Source organism: Erwinia sp. Leaf53, from assembly GCF_001422605.1.
Lineage (GTDB): Bacteria > Pseudomonadota > Gammaproteobacteria > Enterobacterales > Enterobacteriaceae > Erwinia.
In genome coordinates this window covers 42,432-59,188 of sequence record NZ_LMLK01000003.1, presented here as the reverse complement: position 1 = coordinate 59,188, position 16,757 = coordinate 42,432, and the positions used below count along the sequence as shown (strand labels likewise).

General features: G+C 62.8%; 13 protein-coding genes. All 13 read left to right on the top strand.

From position 1 onward, the window contains the following. Position 1: 1 nt before the first annotated feature. Entirely contained in the window at positions 2 to 1,606 is a 1,605-nt protein-coding gene (locus ASF13_RS04120) for an ABC transporter substrate-binding protein (RefSeq protein WP_056232894.1), read from the top strand. 14 nt (positions 1,607 to 1,620) lie between these two features. Further along, entirely contained in the window at positions 1,621 to 2,574 is a 954-nt protein-coding gene (locus ASF13_RS04115) for an ABC transporter permease (protein ID WP_056232892.1), read from the top strand. Beyond that, complete coding sequence (locus ASF13_RS04110; protein ID WP_056232890.1) at positions 2,574 to 3,428, top strand: ABC transporter permease; 855 nt, start codon at positions 2,574 to 2,576, stop codon at positions 3,426 to 3,428. The genes ASF13_RS04115 and ASF13_RS04110 overlap by 1 nt, the downstream gene beginning before the upstream one ends. Further along, a complete protein-coding gene (locus ASF13_RS04105; protein ID WP_056232888.1) occupies positions 3,425 to 5,089 on the top strand; it encodes an ABC transporter ATP-binding protein in 1,665 nt (554 codons plus the stop codon). The genes ASF13_RS04110 and ASF13_RS04105 overlap by 4 nt, the downstream gene beginning before the upstream one ends. A gap of 91 nt (positions 5,090 to 5,180) precedes the next feature. Continuing rightward, positions 5,181 to 6,512 carry an FAD-binding oxidoreductase gene (locus tag ASF13_RS04100; protein ID WP_056232885.1) on the top strand — a complete coding sequence of 444 codons (1,332 nt, stop codon included), beginning with the start codon at positions 5,181 to 5,183 and terminating at the stop codon, positions 6,510 to 6,512. A 9-nt stretch (positions 6,513 to 6,521) separates the two neighbouring features. After that, positions 6,522 to 7,370, top strand: coding sequence for a GNAT family N-acetyltransferase (locus tag ASF13_RS04095; protein WP_056232883.1), 849 nt, complete (start codon positions 6,522 to 6,524; stop codon positions 7,368 to 7,370). After that, positions 7,370 to 8,296: a glyoxylate/hydroxypyruvate reductase A gene (locus ASF13_RS04090; RefSeq protein WP_056232881.1), complete on the top strand. Its 927-nt coding sequence runs from the start codon at positions 7,370 to 7,372 to the stop codon at positions 8,294 to 8,296. The genes ASF13_RS04095 and ASF13_RS04090 overlap by 1 nt, the downstream gene beginning before the upstream one ends. A 7-nt stretch (positions 8,297 to 8,303) precedes the next feature. Beyond that, positions 8,304 to 9,431, top strand: coding sequence for a M20 aminoacylase family protein (locus ASF13_RS04085; RefSeq protein WP_235514948.1), 1,128 nt, complete (start codon positions 8,304 to 8,306; stop codon positions 9,429 to 9,431). A 153-nt stretch (positions 9,432 to 9,584) separates the two neighbouring features. Beyond that, the gene (gene gabT, locus ASF13_RS04080) at positions 9,585 to 10,901 is read left to right on the top strand and encodes a 4-aminobutyrate--2-oxoglutarate transaminase (protein WP_056232878.1); all 1,317 of its coding nucleotides are present in this window, start codon (positions 9,585 to 9,587) and stop codon (positions 10,899 to 10,901) included. 154 nt (positions 10,902 to 11,055) lie between these two features. Further along, positions 11,056 to 11,562 (top strand): Lrp/AsnC family transcriptional regulator, encoded by a 507-nt coding sequence (locus ASF13_RS04075; RefSeq protein ID WP_056232876.1) that lies wholly within the window; start codon positions 11,056 to 11,058, stop codon positions 11,560 to 11,562. Between the two features lie 629 nt (positions 11,563 to 12,191). Next, on the top strand, positions 12,192 to 12,659 hold the full coding sequence (locus tag ASF13_RS04070; protein WP_056232875.1) for a GNAT family N-acetyltransferase: 468 nt from the start codon (positions 12,192 to 12,194) through the stop codon (positions 12,657 to 12,659). Next, positions 12,656 to 14,716, top strand: a complete 2,061-nt coding sequence (locus ASF13_RS04065) for a hydantoinase/oxoprolinase family protein (protein WP_056232873.1) — start codon at positions 12,656 to 12,658, stop codon at positions 14,714 to 14,716. Before ASF13_RS04070 ends, ASF13_RS04065 begins: the two co-directional genes overlap by 4 nt. Next, the gene (locus ASF13_RS04060; protein WP_056232871.1) at positions 14,706 to 16,682 is read left to right on the top strand and encodes a hydantoinase B/oxoprolinase family protein; all 1,977 of its coding nucleotides are present in this window, start codon (positions 14,706 to 14,708) and stop codon (positions 16,680 to 16,682) included. Before ASF13_RS04065 ends, ASF13_RS04060 begins: the two co-directional genes overlap by 11 nt. Positions 16,683 to 16,757: the final 75 nt, after the last annotated feature.

The window sequence follows — 16,757 nt, the reverse complement described above, 5'->3', positions numbered from 1 at the left end:
GATGAGTAAATTTCGTAAAGAATTTAGCCAGGCTAACCCGACCATAACCCAGGCCATCACGGACGTGGCCATTACCCGCCGCGGGATGATGAAACTGCTGTCGGCCGGCGCGGTGATGAGCACCGGCCTGATCGGCTTCCCGGAGTTCAGCTTCGCCGCTGAAACCCCGGTAATGGGCGGCAAGCTGCGCGCGGCGGTGGCCAACGCCTCTGCCACCGACACGCTGGACCCGGCGCGCGGCAGCAACAGCGGCGACTACTGCCGCCAGTTTATGTTCTACAGCGGCCTGACCGAGCTGGATAAAGAGCTGAAGGCGCAGCCCGCGCTGGCCGAATCGATTGAGAGCAGCGACGGTAAGACCTGGCAGGTGAAGCTGCGTTCCGGCGTCACCTTCCACAACGGCAAGGCGCTGACCGCCGCCGACGTGATCTACTCGCTGAACCGCCATAAAGATCCGGCCGTGGCCTCCACCGCCATTACCCTGGCCAGCCAGATTGCCGATATCAAGGCGGTAAGTGACGGCGAGCTGACCCTGACGCTGACCCAGCCGAACTTCGACCTGCCGTCGCTGCTCGCCACCAGCGCCTTCCTGATCGTACCGGACGGCACCAAAGACTTCAGCAAGGCGATCGGCACCGGTCCGTTTGTGCTGAAAGAGTTCCAGCCGGGCGTGCGCACCGTCGGCACCAAAAACAAAAACTACTGGAAGCCGGGCCTGCCGCGCCTCGACGAAGTGGAGCTGATGGGCGTGACCGACCCGGCCGCCCGCGTCAACGCGCTGATGTCCGGCGACCTGCAGATGGTCTCCACGCTCTCCGCCGGTGACGTCAACCGCCTGCGTAAGAACGGCCAGTTCAACGTGCTGGAGAGCAAGTCCGGCATGTACAGCGACCTGATTATCCGTACCGACCGTGCGCCGGGCAATAACGCCGATTTCGTGCTGGCGATGAAGTACCTGCAGCCGCGTGAGCTGATCGTTAAAACCGTGCTGCAGGGCTTTGGTGATATCGGTAACGATACCCCGGTTCCGCCGTGGCACCCGATGTTCAACAAGGATCTGCCGCAGCGCCCGCTGGATCTCGACAAAGCCAAATTCCACATCAAGAAGGCCAATATGGCCGGGGCGAAAATCGAAATCATCACCACGCCAAACATTGAAGGTGCGGTGGAAGGCGGCCAGCTGGTACAGCAGATCGCCCGGTCGGCCGGCCTCAACGTCGCGGTGCGCCGCGTGCCGTACGACGGTTACTGGTCAGCACACTGGATGAAAGATCCGATCGGCTACGGCTCGGTCAACCCGCGCCCGACGCTGGATATGCTGTTCTCCCAGTTCTATCTCTCCACCGCGCCGTGGAACGAGTCCGGCTGGAAAAACGAGCAGTTCGATCAGCTGGTGGCCGCCGCCCGTGGCGAAAGCGACCAGGGCAAACGCAAGCAGATGTACGGCGATATGCAGAAGCTGGTCTACGACAACTGCGGCACGCTGATCCCGGCCTTCATCAGCTCGATGGACGGCTGTAGTAAGAAAGTGAAAGGGGTGGAAGCCTGGCCGTCTGGCATGATGATGGGCTATCGTTTCCACGAGTTTGCCTGGTTGGCTGCATAAGCAGGAGAACGGCGATGAACAGGTACATACTCAAACTGATACTCCGGCGTATAGGGTCGGGTTTACTTACGCTCTTCATCGTCTCGGCGCTGGTGTTCTTTATCACCAGCCTGCTGCCGGGCGATGCGGCGCAGATGATCCTTGGCCAGTCAGCCACCCCGGAAACGGTGGCGGCACTGCGCCAGCAGCTGGGACTGGATCAGCCGCTGCTCGTACGTTACGTCAGCTGGCTGGCCGGTATGGTTCAGGGCGATTTTGGTACCTCCTTCGCCAGCAACGTGCCGGTGTCGCAGCTGGTCTCCCAGCGCATTCCGGCCACCTTCCAGCTGGCCGTTACCACCACCCTGGTGTCGGTACCGCTGGCGCTGGCCATCGGCATCACCGCCGCCATGAAGCGCGGCTCCTTCCTCGACCGCGCGCTGGTGGTCAGCACCATGGCGGTGGTGGCGGTGCCGGAATTCCTGATTGCCACCGTGGCGGTGCTGATCTTCGCCGTTAAGCTGCAGTGGGTGCCGGCGATGTCGCTCGGCTCCACCCATCAGGACTTCCTCGGCTTCCTGCGCACCTTTGCGCTGCCGGTGATGACCCTGTGCTGCGTGATTATTGCCCAGATGGCGCGCATGACGCGCGCCGCTATCGTCAACCAGATGGACAGCCCGTATCTGGAAATGACCCTGCTTAAAGGCGTCAGTCCGCTGCGCGCGATGCTGCGCCACGCGCTGCCGAACGCGGTCGGGCCGATTGCCAACGCCATCTCACTCAGCCTCTCATACCTGTTTGGCGGGGTGATCATTATCGAAAGTATCTTCAGCTATCCGGGCGTGGCCAGCCAGCTGGTGGATGCGGTGAGCAACCGCGATCTGCCGGTGGTGCAGATGTGCGTGATGTTCTTCGCCGCCTGCTACCTGACCCTGTTACTGGCGGCGGACGTGCTGACCATTGCATTTAATCCTAAGTGGAGGGGCTGATGAATACACTGACGCTACCGTGGCGCTTCTTTCAATCTCTCAACGTCAGCGGCCGTTGCGGCCTGCTGATCACCCTGTTCTGGATCCTGATGGCGGTGTTTGGCACCGCGCTGGCGCCGCACAATCTGGAGGACATCGGTGCCGGCCCGATGTTCGGCTCGTTCAGCCGCGAGTTCTGGTTCGGCACCGACTACCTCGGCCGCGATATTTTCAGCCGCATCCTCTACGGTGCGCGCTACTCGATTGGCCTGGCGCTGACCGCGGCGATCCTGGCAAGCCTGGTCGGTACGCTGCTGGCGCTGCTGGCGGCGGTGGCCGGCCGCTGGCTGGAAGAGGTGCTGGGGCGGATTAACGACGCGATGCTGGTACTGCCGGGGAAAATTCTGGCGCTGATGATCGTCGCGGTGTTTGGCTCCTCGCTGCCGATGCTGATTATCACCGCCGTGTTTACCTACTGGCCGGGTGCCTATCGTATCGCCTACGCCATGGCCTCCAGCCTGCGGTCAATGGACTACGTGCAGGCGTCACGGCTGCGCGGCGAGAGCCGCCTCTACGTGGCGATCCACGATATTCTGCCGAATATGCTGCACCCGATGCTCACCGACTTCGGCCTGCGCTTTGTCTATATCGTGCTGCTGCTCAGCGGCCTGAGCTTCCTCGGCCTCGGCGTACAGCCGCCATACGCCGACTGGGGCACGCTGGTGCGTGAAAATCTACAGGGCCTGTTTGACGGCTCACCGGCGGTGCTGATGCCAGCGGTGGCGATTGCCAGCCTGACCATCGGTGCCAACCTGTTTATCGACAGCCTGCAGGCGATGCGCCCGATGGCAACGCTGGCTAAGGGGACCGCATGAATATTATGCCGCACACCGCAACACCGACGGTCGCCGTTGACAACCTGCGGGTCACCGCTCATGCCGACGACGGCCGGGAGATTACCCTGGTCTCGGATATTCACTTCACCGTGCAGAAGGGCGAGGTGCTGGCGCTGATCGGCGAGTCCGGCTCCGGTAAAACCACCATCGCGCTGGCGCTGATGGGCTATGCCCGCCACGGCTGCCATATTGCCGGGGGTACCATTCACGTGGCCGGCACCGACGTCACCTCGCTGTCACGCGCTGAGCTGTGCCAGTTCCGCGGCAACAAAGTGGCCTATATTGCCCAGAGCGCCGCCGCCTCCTTCAACCCGGCGATGAAAATCATGGACCAGGTGGTCGAGCCGGTGGTGATCCACGGCGTGATGAAGCGCACGGAGGCCGAGAAAAAGGCGGTGGAGCTGTTCCGCGAACTGGCGCTGCCAAACCCGGACACCATCGGCGATCGCTATCCGCACCAGGTTTCCGGCGGCCAGCTGCAGCGCCTGATGACCGCCATGGCGCTGATTGGCGATCCGGAAGTGGTGATCCTCGATGAACCGACCACCGCGCTGGACGTCACCACCCAGGTGGAGGTGCTGAAGGCCTTCCGCCGCGTGGTGCGTCAGCGCGGCACCACCGCCATCTACGTCAGTCACGATCTGGCGGTGGTGGCGCAGATGGCCGATAAAATTCTGGTGCTGCTGAAGGGGCAGATTGCCGAGTACGGCACCACCAGCCAGCTGCTGAACGCCCCGCAGGCGGAGTACAGCCATCAGCTGCTGGACGCGGCACGGCAACAGCCGCGCCCCAGCCCGTGGCAGGCACAGCAGAATGAGGAACAACCGCTGCTGCAGGTGCGCGACCTGGCGGCCGGTTATGGCCCGCGCGACGCGGACGGTCAGCCGAAAGTGAAAATTTTGCAGGATATCAACTTCAGCCTGTATCGCGGCCAGTCGATCGGTATTATCGGTGAGTCCGGCTCCGGCAAAACCACCCTGGCGCACGCTATCGCCGGCATGAACAGGCCCTGCGGCGGCCACATTCTGTTTAACGGCCACTACATTGACGGGGATATGCATCGCCGCCCCGAAAACGAGCTGCGGCGCATTCAGTACGTGTTCCAGATGGCCGATACCGCACTGAATCCGGCGCACAGCATTGAGGCCATCCTTAAGCGGCCCCTGAAGCTGTTCCACGGCCTGCGCGGGCCCGCGCTGGAAAAACGCCTGTTCGAACTGCTGGATCTGGTGCGGTTACCGCGCAGCGTACTGTGGCGCAAGCCCTGGTCGCTTTCCGGCGGGCAGAAGCAGCGCGTCAACCTGGCGCGGGCGCTGGCCGCCGAGCCGGACCTGATCCTCTGCGATGAGGTCACCTCGGCGCTGGATACGGTAGTGGCGGCGGCGGTACTCGATCTGATTACCGAGCTGCGCCGCGAGCTGGGGTTGACGGTGCTGTTTATCAGCCACGATCTGCACGCGGTGCGCTCGGTGTGTGACGAAATTGTGGTGATGAAAAACGGCCGTATGGTCACCCAGGTGGCGCGGGCTGACTACGACAAGCCATCAACGGAAATTTACTACGAGCGCCTGAAGCGCGCCGTGCCGGAACTGCGTCAGGGCTGGCTGGATGAACATGAAGAGAGCGACATCGCCCTCTGACGTCAGCGGCGCAGGCCGATGCTGAACGGGTGGGAAGGTGCTGCCCGACGATAACATGACCCAATTAAACGATTACTGGTAAGGAACATTCATGCCTGCACCGATTCGATACGTTCAGGACAGCCCGTATTTCCCGCCGTCGGCGGACGTGGTGGTGATTGGCGCCGGTATTGCCGGTACCGCCGCCGCGTATGAGCTGGCAAAAAAAGGCGTCAGCGTGGTGCTGATTGAGAAAGGGCTGGTGGGCGGCGAACAGTCGAGCCGCAACTGGGGCTGGTGCCGCCAGCAGAACCGCGACGAGCGCGAGCTGCCGCTGATGATCTACGCCATCCAGCGCTGGAGCGAACTGGCGGCCGAAACCGGCGAAGAGCTGGGCTTCCGCCGCAGCGGGCTGGTGTATGCCACCAGAAGCCAGGACGACATCAACGCCTGGGAGAGCTGGAACCGCATGGCGGCTAACTACGGCTTTAGCAGCGAAATTCTTACCGCCGAACGCGCCAAAGCGCTGACGCCGGGCAGCACCAGCCAGTGGCTGGGCGGCATCTCCTCGCCGACCGACGGCCACGCCGAACCGGCGCTGGCGGCTCCCGGACTGGCAATTGCCGCCCAGCGGCTGGGCGCATTCGTGTTCCAGCAGTGCGCGGTGCGCGGGCTGGATATCTCCGCCGGCAGGATCAGCGGCGTGATCACCGAACGCGGCCTGATCAAAACCAGCAGCGTTATCTGCGCAGGCGGAGCCTGGACCTCAATGTTCTGCCGCCGCCACGGCATCGATCTGCCGCTGGGCAACGTGATCGGCACCGCCTTCCGCACCGCGCCGATCGAACAGAAAATCGCGCTGCCGCTCTACACGCCGGGCTTTGCCTGCCGCCCGCAGCTGGACGGCAGCTACACCATGTCGGTCTCCGGCCGTGGCCGCCTGGAGCCGGGCGCGCAGGGGCTGCGCTACGCGCGGCAGTTCTGGCCGACCTTTAAGGCGCGGCGTAAAAACCTGACCCTGAACCTCGGCCTTGCCCCGTTTATCCGCGGCCCGGAAGCCCCGGCGCGCTGGCAGATGGACGGCATCTCACCGTTTGAACAGGTGCGTATTCTTGACCCGCGCCCGGATATGGCGATGGTCGAAGAGGGACTGGCGGCGATGCGCAGCGAGTTCCCGCAGATGCAGCAGATCCGCCTGGAGCAGGCGTGGGGCGGCATGATTGACAGCACCCCGGACGCGGTGCCGGTGATCTCCACCGTGGGCAAACTGCCGGGGCTGGTGATCTCCGCCGGCTACAGCGCCCACGGCTTCGGCATCGGCCCGGGTGCCGGGCGTCTGGCTGCCGACCTTGCCACGCTGGATACGCCGGTGGTCGACCCGACCCCGTTCCGTTACGAACGTCTCACCGACGGTTCCGGGCTGAAAGCGCCCGGGCTGATGTAAGGAATCACCATGACCGTAGAATTTATTCCGCTGCGTGACGCGCACCTTGATGCCGCGTTCGCGCTGACGCAGAAACTGCAGTGGCCGCACCGGCCGGGCGACTGGCAGCAGGCGCTGCTGCTGGGCGAGGGGATTGCCGCCGTGGAGAACGGCGAGCTGATTGGCACCCTGATCACCTGGCGCTGGGGGGTGGACTATTCCACCCTCGGGCTGGTGATCGTTGACGATGCTCAGCAGGGGCGCGGCATTGGTAAGCAGCTGATGCTGGCCGGGCTTGAGACCCTGGCGGGCAGCAATATCCGCCTGCACGCCACCGAAGCGGGCAAAGGGCTGTATGAAAAGCTCGGTTTTGTCGCCACCGGCCACGTCGAACAGCATCAGTGCCGCCTGCTGCCGGCGGTGGCCGCGCCGGCCTGCGCCGCGCACCAGCAGATCCGCAGCGCCCGCCAGCAGGACGCCACGCTGCTGACCGCGCTGGATCGTCAGGCCACCGGCCAGCAGCGGCCACGGCTGATCGCTAACCTGCTGGAGAGCGCGGAGCGCATTCTGGTGCTGGAAGAGCAGGGGGCCGCGGCCGGTTTTGCCTGCCTGCGCCGCTTCGGCCACGGTTACGCCATTGGGCCGGTGACCGCCCGCACTCCGGCGGCGGCGAAGCTGTTGATCGGCCAGCTGCTGAGTACGCTGGGCGGACAGTTTGTCCGTATCGACACCGACCGCGAGGCCGGTATCGGCCCGTGGCTGACCGAACAGGGGCTGCCGGAAGTGGACGCGCCGACCACCATGATTAAAGGGACCCCGTGGCGGCCGGAAAGCGGCGGCATGCAGGCGTTCGGGCTGATGTCCCAGGCGATGGCCTGATGAATATCGTCTACAAATCTGAAGCGGAGCGCGGGCGTATCTGGGCAGGCCTGCTGGCTGATATGGCCCCGGAGGCCAGCTTCCGTCAGTGGCCGGACGTGGGCAATGCAGCAGAGGTGGAGTACCTGGTCGCCTGGCAGCCGCCGGAAGACATCATGCAGCAGTTCCCCAATCTTAAGGTGCTGTTCTCCGTCGGGGCCGGGGCCGATCAGTTTGACTACTCACGCCTGCCCGCCGACCTGCCGGTGGTACGGATGATCGAACCGGGGCTGACCAGCGGCATGGTCGAGTACGTCACCTTTGCCGTGCTCGGCCTGCATCGCGATATGCCGCGCTACCTGCAGCAGCAGCGTGCGGGCGTCTGGCAGGCGCACCCGGTGCAAACCGCAGCAAAACGCCGCATCGGCGTGATGGGGCTGGGTACACTGGGCGAAGCGGTGCTCAAACCGCTGGTGGCGATGGGCTTCGACTGCGGCGGCTGGAGCCGCACCCCGCGCGATCTGCCGGGGGTACGCTGCTGGGCAGGGGATGAACAGCTGGGTGAGTTTCTGGCGCGCAGCGATATCCTCATCTGCCTGCTGCCGCTCACCGAACGCACCGAAGGGATGCTAAACGCCGATCTGTTCGGCCAGTTACCCGCCGGTGCGGCGCTGGTGCAGGCCGGGCGCGGCGCGCAGCTGAACCATCAGCATCTGCTGGACGCGCTGGACGCCGGTCAGCTGAGCGCGGCGGTGGTCGACGTTACCGCCCCCGAGCCGCTGCCCGCTGAGCACCGATTCTGGCACCATCCGCAGATCTGGCTGACGCCACATATCGCCAGCCAGACCCAGCCGGAGAGTGCCGTTGTCGCGCTGCTGGCCAACATTCGTCGCCATCAGCGCGGAGAACCTATGGTCGGCGTCGTCGACCGTCAACAAGGATATTAATATGGATATTAATGCGTTAGTCGCGCTGCGGCGCGATCTGCACCAGCACCCGGAGCTGGCCTATAACGAACACCGCACCGCCGGAATCGTGGCTGAGATCCTCAGCGACCTGGGGCTGGAGGTGCACACCGGCATCGGTAAAACCGGCGTGGTCGGCGTGCTGAAACGGGGGTTAAGCTCGCGCAGCATCGGCCTGCGTGCCGATATGGACGCGCTGCCGATGCAGGACAACGGCAGTCAGCCGTGGCGCAGCCAGACGGCCAGCGTCTGCCACGCCTGCGGCCACGACGGCCACACCACCATGCTGCTGGGCGCTGCGGCGGCGCTGGCCGACGATCCGGGTTTTGACGGCACGGTGTACTTCATTTTCCAGCCGGCGGAAGAGGGGCTGGCGGGGGCGAAGGCGATGATCGACGATGGCCTGTTTACCCGCTTCCCCTGCGATGCGGTCTACGCCATCCACAACTGGCCGCAGCTGCCTGCCGGGGTGGCGCAGACCCGCGCCGGGCCGATTATGGCGGCGGGCAGCGTGTTTAACATTACCGTTCACGGCGGCGGCGGCCACGCCGCGCAGCCGCAGCTGACCCCGGACACCCTGCTGGCCACCAGCGAACTGGTGGTGCAGCTGCACACCATTATCAGCCGCAACCTCGACCCCTGCGATCCTGCGGTGCTGACGGTAACCAAAATCAACGGCGGCTTCTCGCACAATATGATCCCGGCGCAGGCGGAGATTATGGGCACGGTGCGCAGCTTTGACGGCGGCGTGCAGGACGTAATTGAACGCCGCATGCGCGAGCTGGCGCAGTCGATGACCGCCGCGCACGGCCTGCAGGCGGAGGTCAGTTATAAGCGTTACTACCCGGCCACCATTAACAGTGTGGCAGAGGCACAGATCGCCCTGCGCGCCGCGCGCCGCGCCGGTCTGGAGTATGGCGAAGCGCCAAAACCGGCGATGACCTCGGAAGATTTCGCCTTTATGTTGCAGGCGAAACCGGGGGCCTATCTGTGGCTGGGCTCGGCGGACAGCCACCCGCTGCACCACTCCGAATTTGATTTCAACGACGCGGTGATCCCGTACGGCATCCGCTGGTTTGTGGCGCTGGTGCAGGAAACGCTGGCGGCAGAAATTTAAGTGATGTTCGTCGATTGATTACAACAGTTAATGCTGCTGCCGTTCCGGGAACGGCAGCAGCAGCGTCCGGCTTATTGCGATACTTGACCTATGCCCGCGCTGCCTGAAGGCGAACAGGGTAACTCTTCATCTTGATGTCAATGAGGCAAAGATATGCATAATTTACTGGCTGAGCAGCAGACTTTTTCCGATAACGCCCTGTACCTCGACAAGCGCGGTGAGAACGTCCCGCGCGGCGTGGTGACCGCCCATCCAATTGTGATTGCCAAAGGCAAGGGCTCTGAAGTGTGGGATGTGGAAGGCAACCGTTATCTGGACTTCGTCGGCGGCATTGGCGTGCTGAACGTCGGCCACAACCATCCGGCGGTGGTGAATGCGGTCACCGAGCAGCTGCAGCGGGTGTCACACGCCTGTTTCCAGGTGGCGGCCTATCCGGGCTATATCGATCTGGCGACGCGCCTGAATAAGCTGGTGGGTGCCGGTGAAGAGTTTAAGAGCGTGTTTTTCACCAGCGGTGCGGAAGCGGTAGAGAACGCGGTGAAGATCGCCCGCGCCTACACCAACCGTTCCGGCATTATCGCCTTTGACGGCGCGTTCCACGGCCGCACGCTGCTGGGCTGCACCCTGACCGGGATGAGCCAGCCTTACAAGCAGAACTTCGGTCCGTTCCCGGGCGAAGTGTACCGCGTGCCGTTCCCGAATGCTTTCCACAACGTCTCAGAGCAGGACTGCCTGAAGGCGCTGGAGACGCTGTTTGCCGTGCAGATCCTGCCGGAGCGCGTGGCGGCAATCATCATCGAACCGGTGCAGGGCGACGGCGGTTTCCTCGCGGCTTCCCCAGCCTTTATGCAGGCGCTGCGTGAAATCACCGAGCGTCACGGTATTCTGCTGATTTGTGATGAAGTGCAGACCGGCTTTGGCCGCACCGGCAAGATGTTCGGCTTCCAGCATACCGGCATCGTGCCGGATCTGGTGACGGTGGCGAAGAGCCTCGGCGGCGGTCTGCCGATCTCCGGCGTGGTGGGCAAGGCGGCGATTATGGATGCGCCAACCCCGGGCGGCCTTGGCGGCACTTACGGCGGTAACGCGCTGGCCTGTGCGGCGTCGCTGGCGGTGCTGGATCTGATGGAGCATGGCAATCTTCTGGAGCGGTCTAACCAGCTCGGCGAGCAGTTAAACGCACGTTTGCAGCAGCTGGCCGATAAGTACGCCTGTATTGGCGAAGTTCGCGGCATCGGCTTTATGCAGGCGGCAGAGATTATTGATTTTGAAACCGGCAAACCGGATGCCGCACTGACGCAAAAGATCCTCGACTGCGCCTGCCAGGAAGGGCTGCTGCTGATCAAGTGTGGTCTGCACCGTAACGTGGTGCGTTTCCTGGCGCCGCTGGTGACCAGCGATTCGCAGCTGGAAGAGGCGCTGCACATTTTTGATATTGCGCTGGCGCGGGCCACCGGCCGTCTGGGGTGAAAGCAGGGTCATATAAACTGATTTATTATTGATATTATTATAGTTTTTATAATAACGGCCTGAAGATATAGCGCAGTAAAACGCTGGCGTGGCAGATAAAAAGCGTGCTATATCTTCAGCATAATGTGACGCAGTTGTGAATTTAAGGGGTGCTATGAACGGCTTAATGAAACTGGATCGTATCGACATTAATATTCTGGTGCAGCTGCAGAAAGATGGCCGCATCAGTAATGTCAATCTGGCCGATGCCGTTGGGCTGTCGCCCAGCCCCTGCCTGCAACGCGTGAAACGCCTTGAGACCGCCGGTTTTATTACCGGTTATGAGGCGCATATCAATCTGACCAAAATTACCGATTCAGTGACGGTGTTTACCGAGGTGACGCTTTCGGGGCACCGTCGCGAGGATTTTCTCAAGTTCGAGCAGGCGATCCGTGAGGTGGATGAGCTGATGGAGTGTCATCTGATCACCGGCGGTTACGACTACCTGTTACGCTTTATCACCCGCAGCATTGAACATTATCAGGAGGTGATTGAAGGGCTGCTGGATGCCAAAGTGGGCATCGATAAGTACTTCAGTTACATCGTGATCAAGTCCCCGATTATGAAAAGCACCGTGCCGTTGCGCTCGCTGATAGCGCGGCATACGCAGGTGGAGTTTTAATCCTATCCCGGATAATGGCTGGCTGCTGGCTGCTGGCTGCTGGCCGCTGGTCGCTTCGGGTTTCGGTGCCCGGCTAATCGGGGTTTATCCGGAACGCGGACACGCCAGTAACGTCCCTGGGCTCTGCCGGGCACGTCCGTGTGCCCGAAGGTCCGCTTATCCGGATAAACCCCGATTGCCTGCTATTTTCTGCGTCGCTGTTTTAAAACCAGACAAAAAAATCAAATAAACCTAATCAGACCAAATCAGACCAAATCAGACCAAGTCAGTACGAATCCGAACCCTTCACCAGAGCGAGAAGCTACGCCCTTAAACAGGAGGACGCGGGCGAAAAGGTTAGCCGGGCGTGCGGCGCAGGGAGCGCCGCCCGAGCTTACAGGGACGTACTTGCAGCGTCCCGGCGTTCTTTTCGCCCACGGCCGAACCCATCACCCGAACAAAAAGCCATGCCCTTAAGACAGCAACGCAAAACCCACAGTGAACAGGCCATTTGATCGCCCGGCAGAAAATTTCCCCGGCTGCACGCATTTCCCCACAAAACGCCGTAGTTACCCGGCGTTACCAAAAAACTCCCCGTGGCAATCGCCGTACACTCTTCTTAATCGCCAGAAAACAGCCCCGGAGCCCCTATGCAACCGTTTGTCCCGCGCCTCGCCGAATGGCGGCGTGATGAATACCTGCTCAGCAGTGACCCGCAGAAAATTGATATTGACTGGGTACATCGCCAGCTCACCGAACACAGCTACTGGGCACAGGGGCAAAGCATCGAACTGACGCGCCGATCGCTGGCGGCCTCAATGCCGTTTGGCATCTGGCACCTGCAGCAGCAGGTGGGTTTTGGCCGGCTGATCACCGACTACAGCCGCTTTGCCTACCTCAGCGACGTGATTATTGATAACGGGCACCGGGGTAAAGGCCTCGGCGGCTGGTTTGCGTCGGCCATTCTGAACCACCCCGACCTGCGCACCATCAAACGCTGGATGCTGGCCACCGACGATGCCCACCACGTCTATCGCCGTGCCGGCTGGCAGGCGGTGGCGAAGCCTGAGCGACTAATGGAATTTATACCCACCCCACCAGAGGACCGCACCCCATGAGTTACCGCGTTGGCGTCGATATCGGCGGATCGTTCACCGATTTTGCCGTGCTGGATGAACGTGACAACAGCATCCGCACTCTGAAAGTCCTGTCGCGGCCGGACAGCCCCGGCAGTGAAATCACCACCGGCCTCGCGCAGCTGCAACAGCGCGACGGCATTAACCCGGCAGAGATCGGCTACTTCACCCACGGCACCACCGTTGGCGTTAATGCGGTGATCCAGCGTAAAGGCGTCAAGCTGGCGCTGTTCACCACCGACGGGTTCAGCGACGTGCTGGAGCTGGCGCGGCTGAAGATCCCGCATATTCATGACCTGTTTTCACGCCGCCCGGTGCCGCTGATCTCCCGCGATCGGGTGTTTGGCATCCGCGAGCGTACCGATCGTGACGGTAAGGTGCTGCAGGCGGTGGATCGTGCCAGCGTGGAGGAGGCGGTGGCTGCCGCCCGCGAAGCGGGCTGTCAGGGCATCGTGGTATCGCTGCTGCACAGCTATCGCAACGGCAGTAATGAGGGGCAGGTGCGTGAAATCGTGGCTGAGCTGGCACCGGAACTGCTCACCTCCTGCTCGGCGGAGATCTGGCCGATTATTCGAGAGTACGAACGCACCATTACCGCGGTGATTAACGCCTACGTGCAGCCAAAGGTGATTCACTATCTGGAGGCCTTTGAGCGGGCGCTGCAGCAGATGGGCGTGCCGGTGCCGCCGCGCATCACCAAATCCAACGGTGGGGTGATGGGGCTGGATCAGGCCAAAGCCGAATGTGTGCAGATGGTCCTGTCCGGTACCGCTTCCGGGGTGATTGGGGCCAGCTATATCGCGGAAACCTGCGGTTTTGACCGGCTGCTGAGCCTGGATATCGGCGGCACCAGCGCCGACGTGGCGGTAATCATTGATGGCCGCCCTGAGTACGGCAGCGGCGAAATTATCGGTGACTTCCCGATCTATATTCCATCGGTGTCGGTCACCTCGGTAGGCCAGGGCGGCGGATCGATCGCCTGGATCGACAGCCTGGGGGTGTTACAGGTCGGCCCGGACAGCGCAGGATCGCTGCCGGGCCCGGTCTGCTTCCGTCGCGGCGGCACCGAAGCGACGGCGACCGACGCCTTTGCCGCCTGTGGGCTGATCGGCCACGGCGACCTCGGTTACAACGCCGTGCAGGTGGACGTCACCGGCGCGCGTGCCGCGGTGGAGAAGCTGGCGCAGCCGCTGGGCATCAGCGTCGAAGAGACCGCGGAAAACATCATCGCGCTGGCCATCTCCAGCATGTACAGCGACACCAGCGGGCTGATCTCACGCTTTGGACTCGACCCGCGTGAGTTTTACTTCCTCGCCTTCGGCGGTGCCGGGCCGATGATGGGCTGCTTCCTCGCCCGTGAACTGAAGCTGAAGGGCGTGGTGGTGCCGCCCACGCCGGGGGTGCTGGCCGCCTTTGGCGGGCTGGTGGCCGATATCAAAAATGACTTTATCCGCACGCTCTACTGCGAACTGACGCCGGCGGTCAGCGATGCACTGCGGCTTAACACACAACAGCTGCGCGATGAGGCCAGCGGCTGGCTGAGCCGTGAGTATGGCCCGAACCTGCCGTCGCAGTTCAGCTTCTCTGCCGAAATGCGCTATCGCGGTCAGTCGTTTGAGATTGACGTGGTGCTGCAGGAAAGCTGGCTGCTGACCGGCGACCTGGCAGCGATCCGCAGCGCCTTTGACGCCCATCACACCCGGCTGTTTGGCCATCACGACGCGCACGCCGACGTGCAGCTGATCAACCTGCGGCTGGTACTCAGCTCACCAACGCCAAAACCGCGGCTGCCCGAACTGGCTGCCGCCAGTGGTCCGGTGCCGGTGCAGCGCCAGGTCGACGCGTGGATCGACGGCCGCTGGTGGCAGGTCGATCTCGTTTCGCGCAGCGCGCTGGGTGCCGGACACCGGCTCACCGGGCCGGTGATTATCGCCCAGGACGACTGCACCACCTGTGTACCGCCGCAGATGCAGGTCGACGTCGACCGCTACGGCAACCTGATCATTACCCCGCAAACCGGAGACGCTGATGGCCATTGATGGACGTAACCTGCAAATTCTTGCCAACTACTGTGCCGCCGCCGCCGATGCGATGGCGTTTACCCTGATGCGCACCGCGCACTCCACCTTCGTGAAAGAGACGGAAGATTTTTCCTGCCAGATCGTCAGCCGCGACGGGCTGGCCTTTGCCTCGCCGCGCAGCTTCGGTGCGCCCTGGTACAGCGGCATCGATTACGGCCCGGTGCTGGCGCTGATCGACGGCTATCAGGAGGGGGATATCTGCATCACCAACGACTCCTACGCCGGTAACGTGGCGACGCATACCCCGGATATCCATATCTGGAAACCGGTCTTCCATCAGGGCGAAATCGCCTGCTTTGTGGTCGGCCATATCCACAATACCGACGTCGGCGGCGCGGTGCCGGCTTCACTATCGCGGTCGCTGACAGAGATCGTGCAGGAGGGGATCCGCATCCCGCCGCTGAAAATTATCAGCAACGGCGTGCTTAACGAGCAGGTGGCGCAGATTATGCGGCTGAACGTGCGCGCGCCGGATCAGAACTGGGGCGACTTTAACGCGCAGATCGCCTCGGTGAACATCGGTGAACGCAAGGTGCAGGAGATTATCGCCCGCTTTGGCATTGCCGACTTCCTTACCGGTGTGGAAGGCATTCTCGACTATGCCGAACAGCAGGCGCGCAGCATTATCCGCACTATTCCCGACGGCGACTATTTCTATGCCGACTACGCCGATGAGGACAGTGAAGGCGGCTATCCGTGCCGCATCGCGGTGACGCTGCGGGTTAAGGGTGACAGCCTGGAGCTGGACTACACCGGCAGCGACCCGCAGCTGATGTCGTCGCTGAATATGCCCACCGGCGGCCGTGAGCGTCATCCGCTGGCGCTGGTTGGCGTGACCTACGTGCTCTCCACCCTCGATCGTTCGCTGCTGCTCAACGCCGGTACGCTGCGGCCGACCCGCGCGATCCTGCCGCCGGGCACCATTATGAACTGTGAGGCACCGGCGGCGGTGGGCATGCGCTCGCTGACCTGCGCGATGTCGCAGATTGCCACGGTCGGCGCGTTTTCGCTGGCGCTGCCGGACAGGCTGCCCGCCAACTCGCCGGGCGGTAACTCGATTATCAACATCCGTACCGTGGATGCGCAGAACCGCACGCTGGTGGCGTCGCTGGGGCCGGTGGGCGGCGGCGCGGGCGGCACGCCGAAGCACGACGGACCGGATGGCTCCGGCGGCCTCTCGGCGTTCCTGAAAAACACGCCGATCGAGATCAACGAAGCGGAAGTGCCGGTGCGTTTCCACCGCTACGGCCTGGCGGCGGACAGCGCCGGGGCGGGCGAGTATCGCGGCGGCCTGGCCACTGAGATGGCCTTTGAGGTGTTCGCGCCCAATACCACCATCACTGCCCGAAACCGTAACCGCTCGGTCTTCTCTTCCGCCGGTGCGGCGGGCGGCCGGGCGGGCAGTACCTCGTGGTTCCGCACCCGGCACGCCGGTGGCCATGTGACCGAGCATGGCAATACCGACGTGATCCACTGCGGACCGGGGGATATTGTCTCGGTCAAAGGCCCGGGGGCGGGGGGCTACGGCGATCCGCGCCGGCGCGATCCGCAGGCGGTACTGCGCGACGTGCAGTGCGGTTTTCTCAGCGAACAGGCGGCGCGTCAGCAGTATGGCGTGGCGGTTCAGCAGGGCGAGCTGGATCCTGCAGGCTCCGCACGGCTGCGGGCGCAGATGGCGGCACCCGACGGGGAGCATTTTGACGTCGGCGATGCGCGGCGGGCGTTTGAAGCGCTGTGGACACCGGAACGCTACCGGCTGTTAACGGCATTTCTTGCCGAACGACCGGTGGTCTGGCGGCATTTCCTGAAACATGAGGTGTTCACTGCGGTGAAAGCCGGGCAGGGTAGTGAATTACCGCTGACGGAACAAATGCAGTCACTGTTTACTTTATTACTGGAACGCTTCCCGGCATTACGCATGTAATAGCGGTTCAGCCCACACATTTTTTGCGGTACGCCTCGTAAAACAGAATTTGTGTGGGTGTCACTGGATATTTTA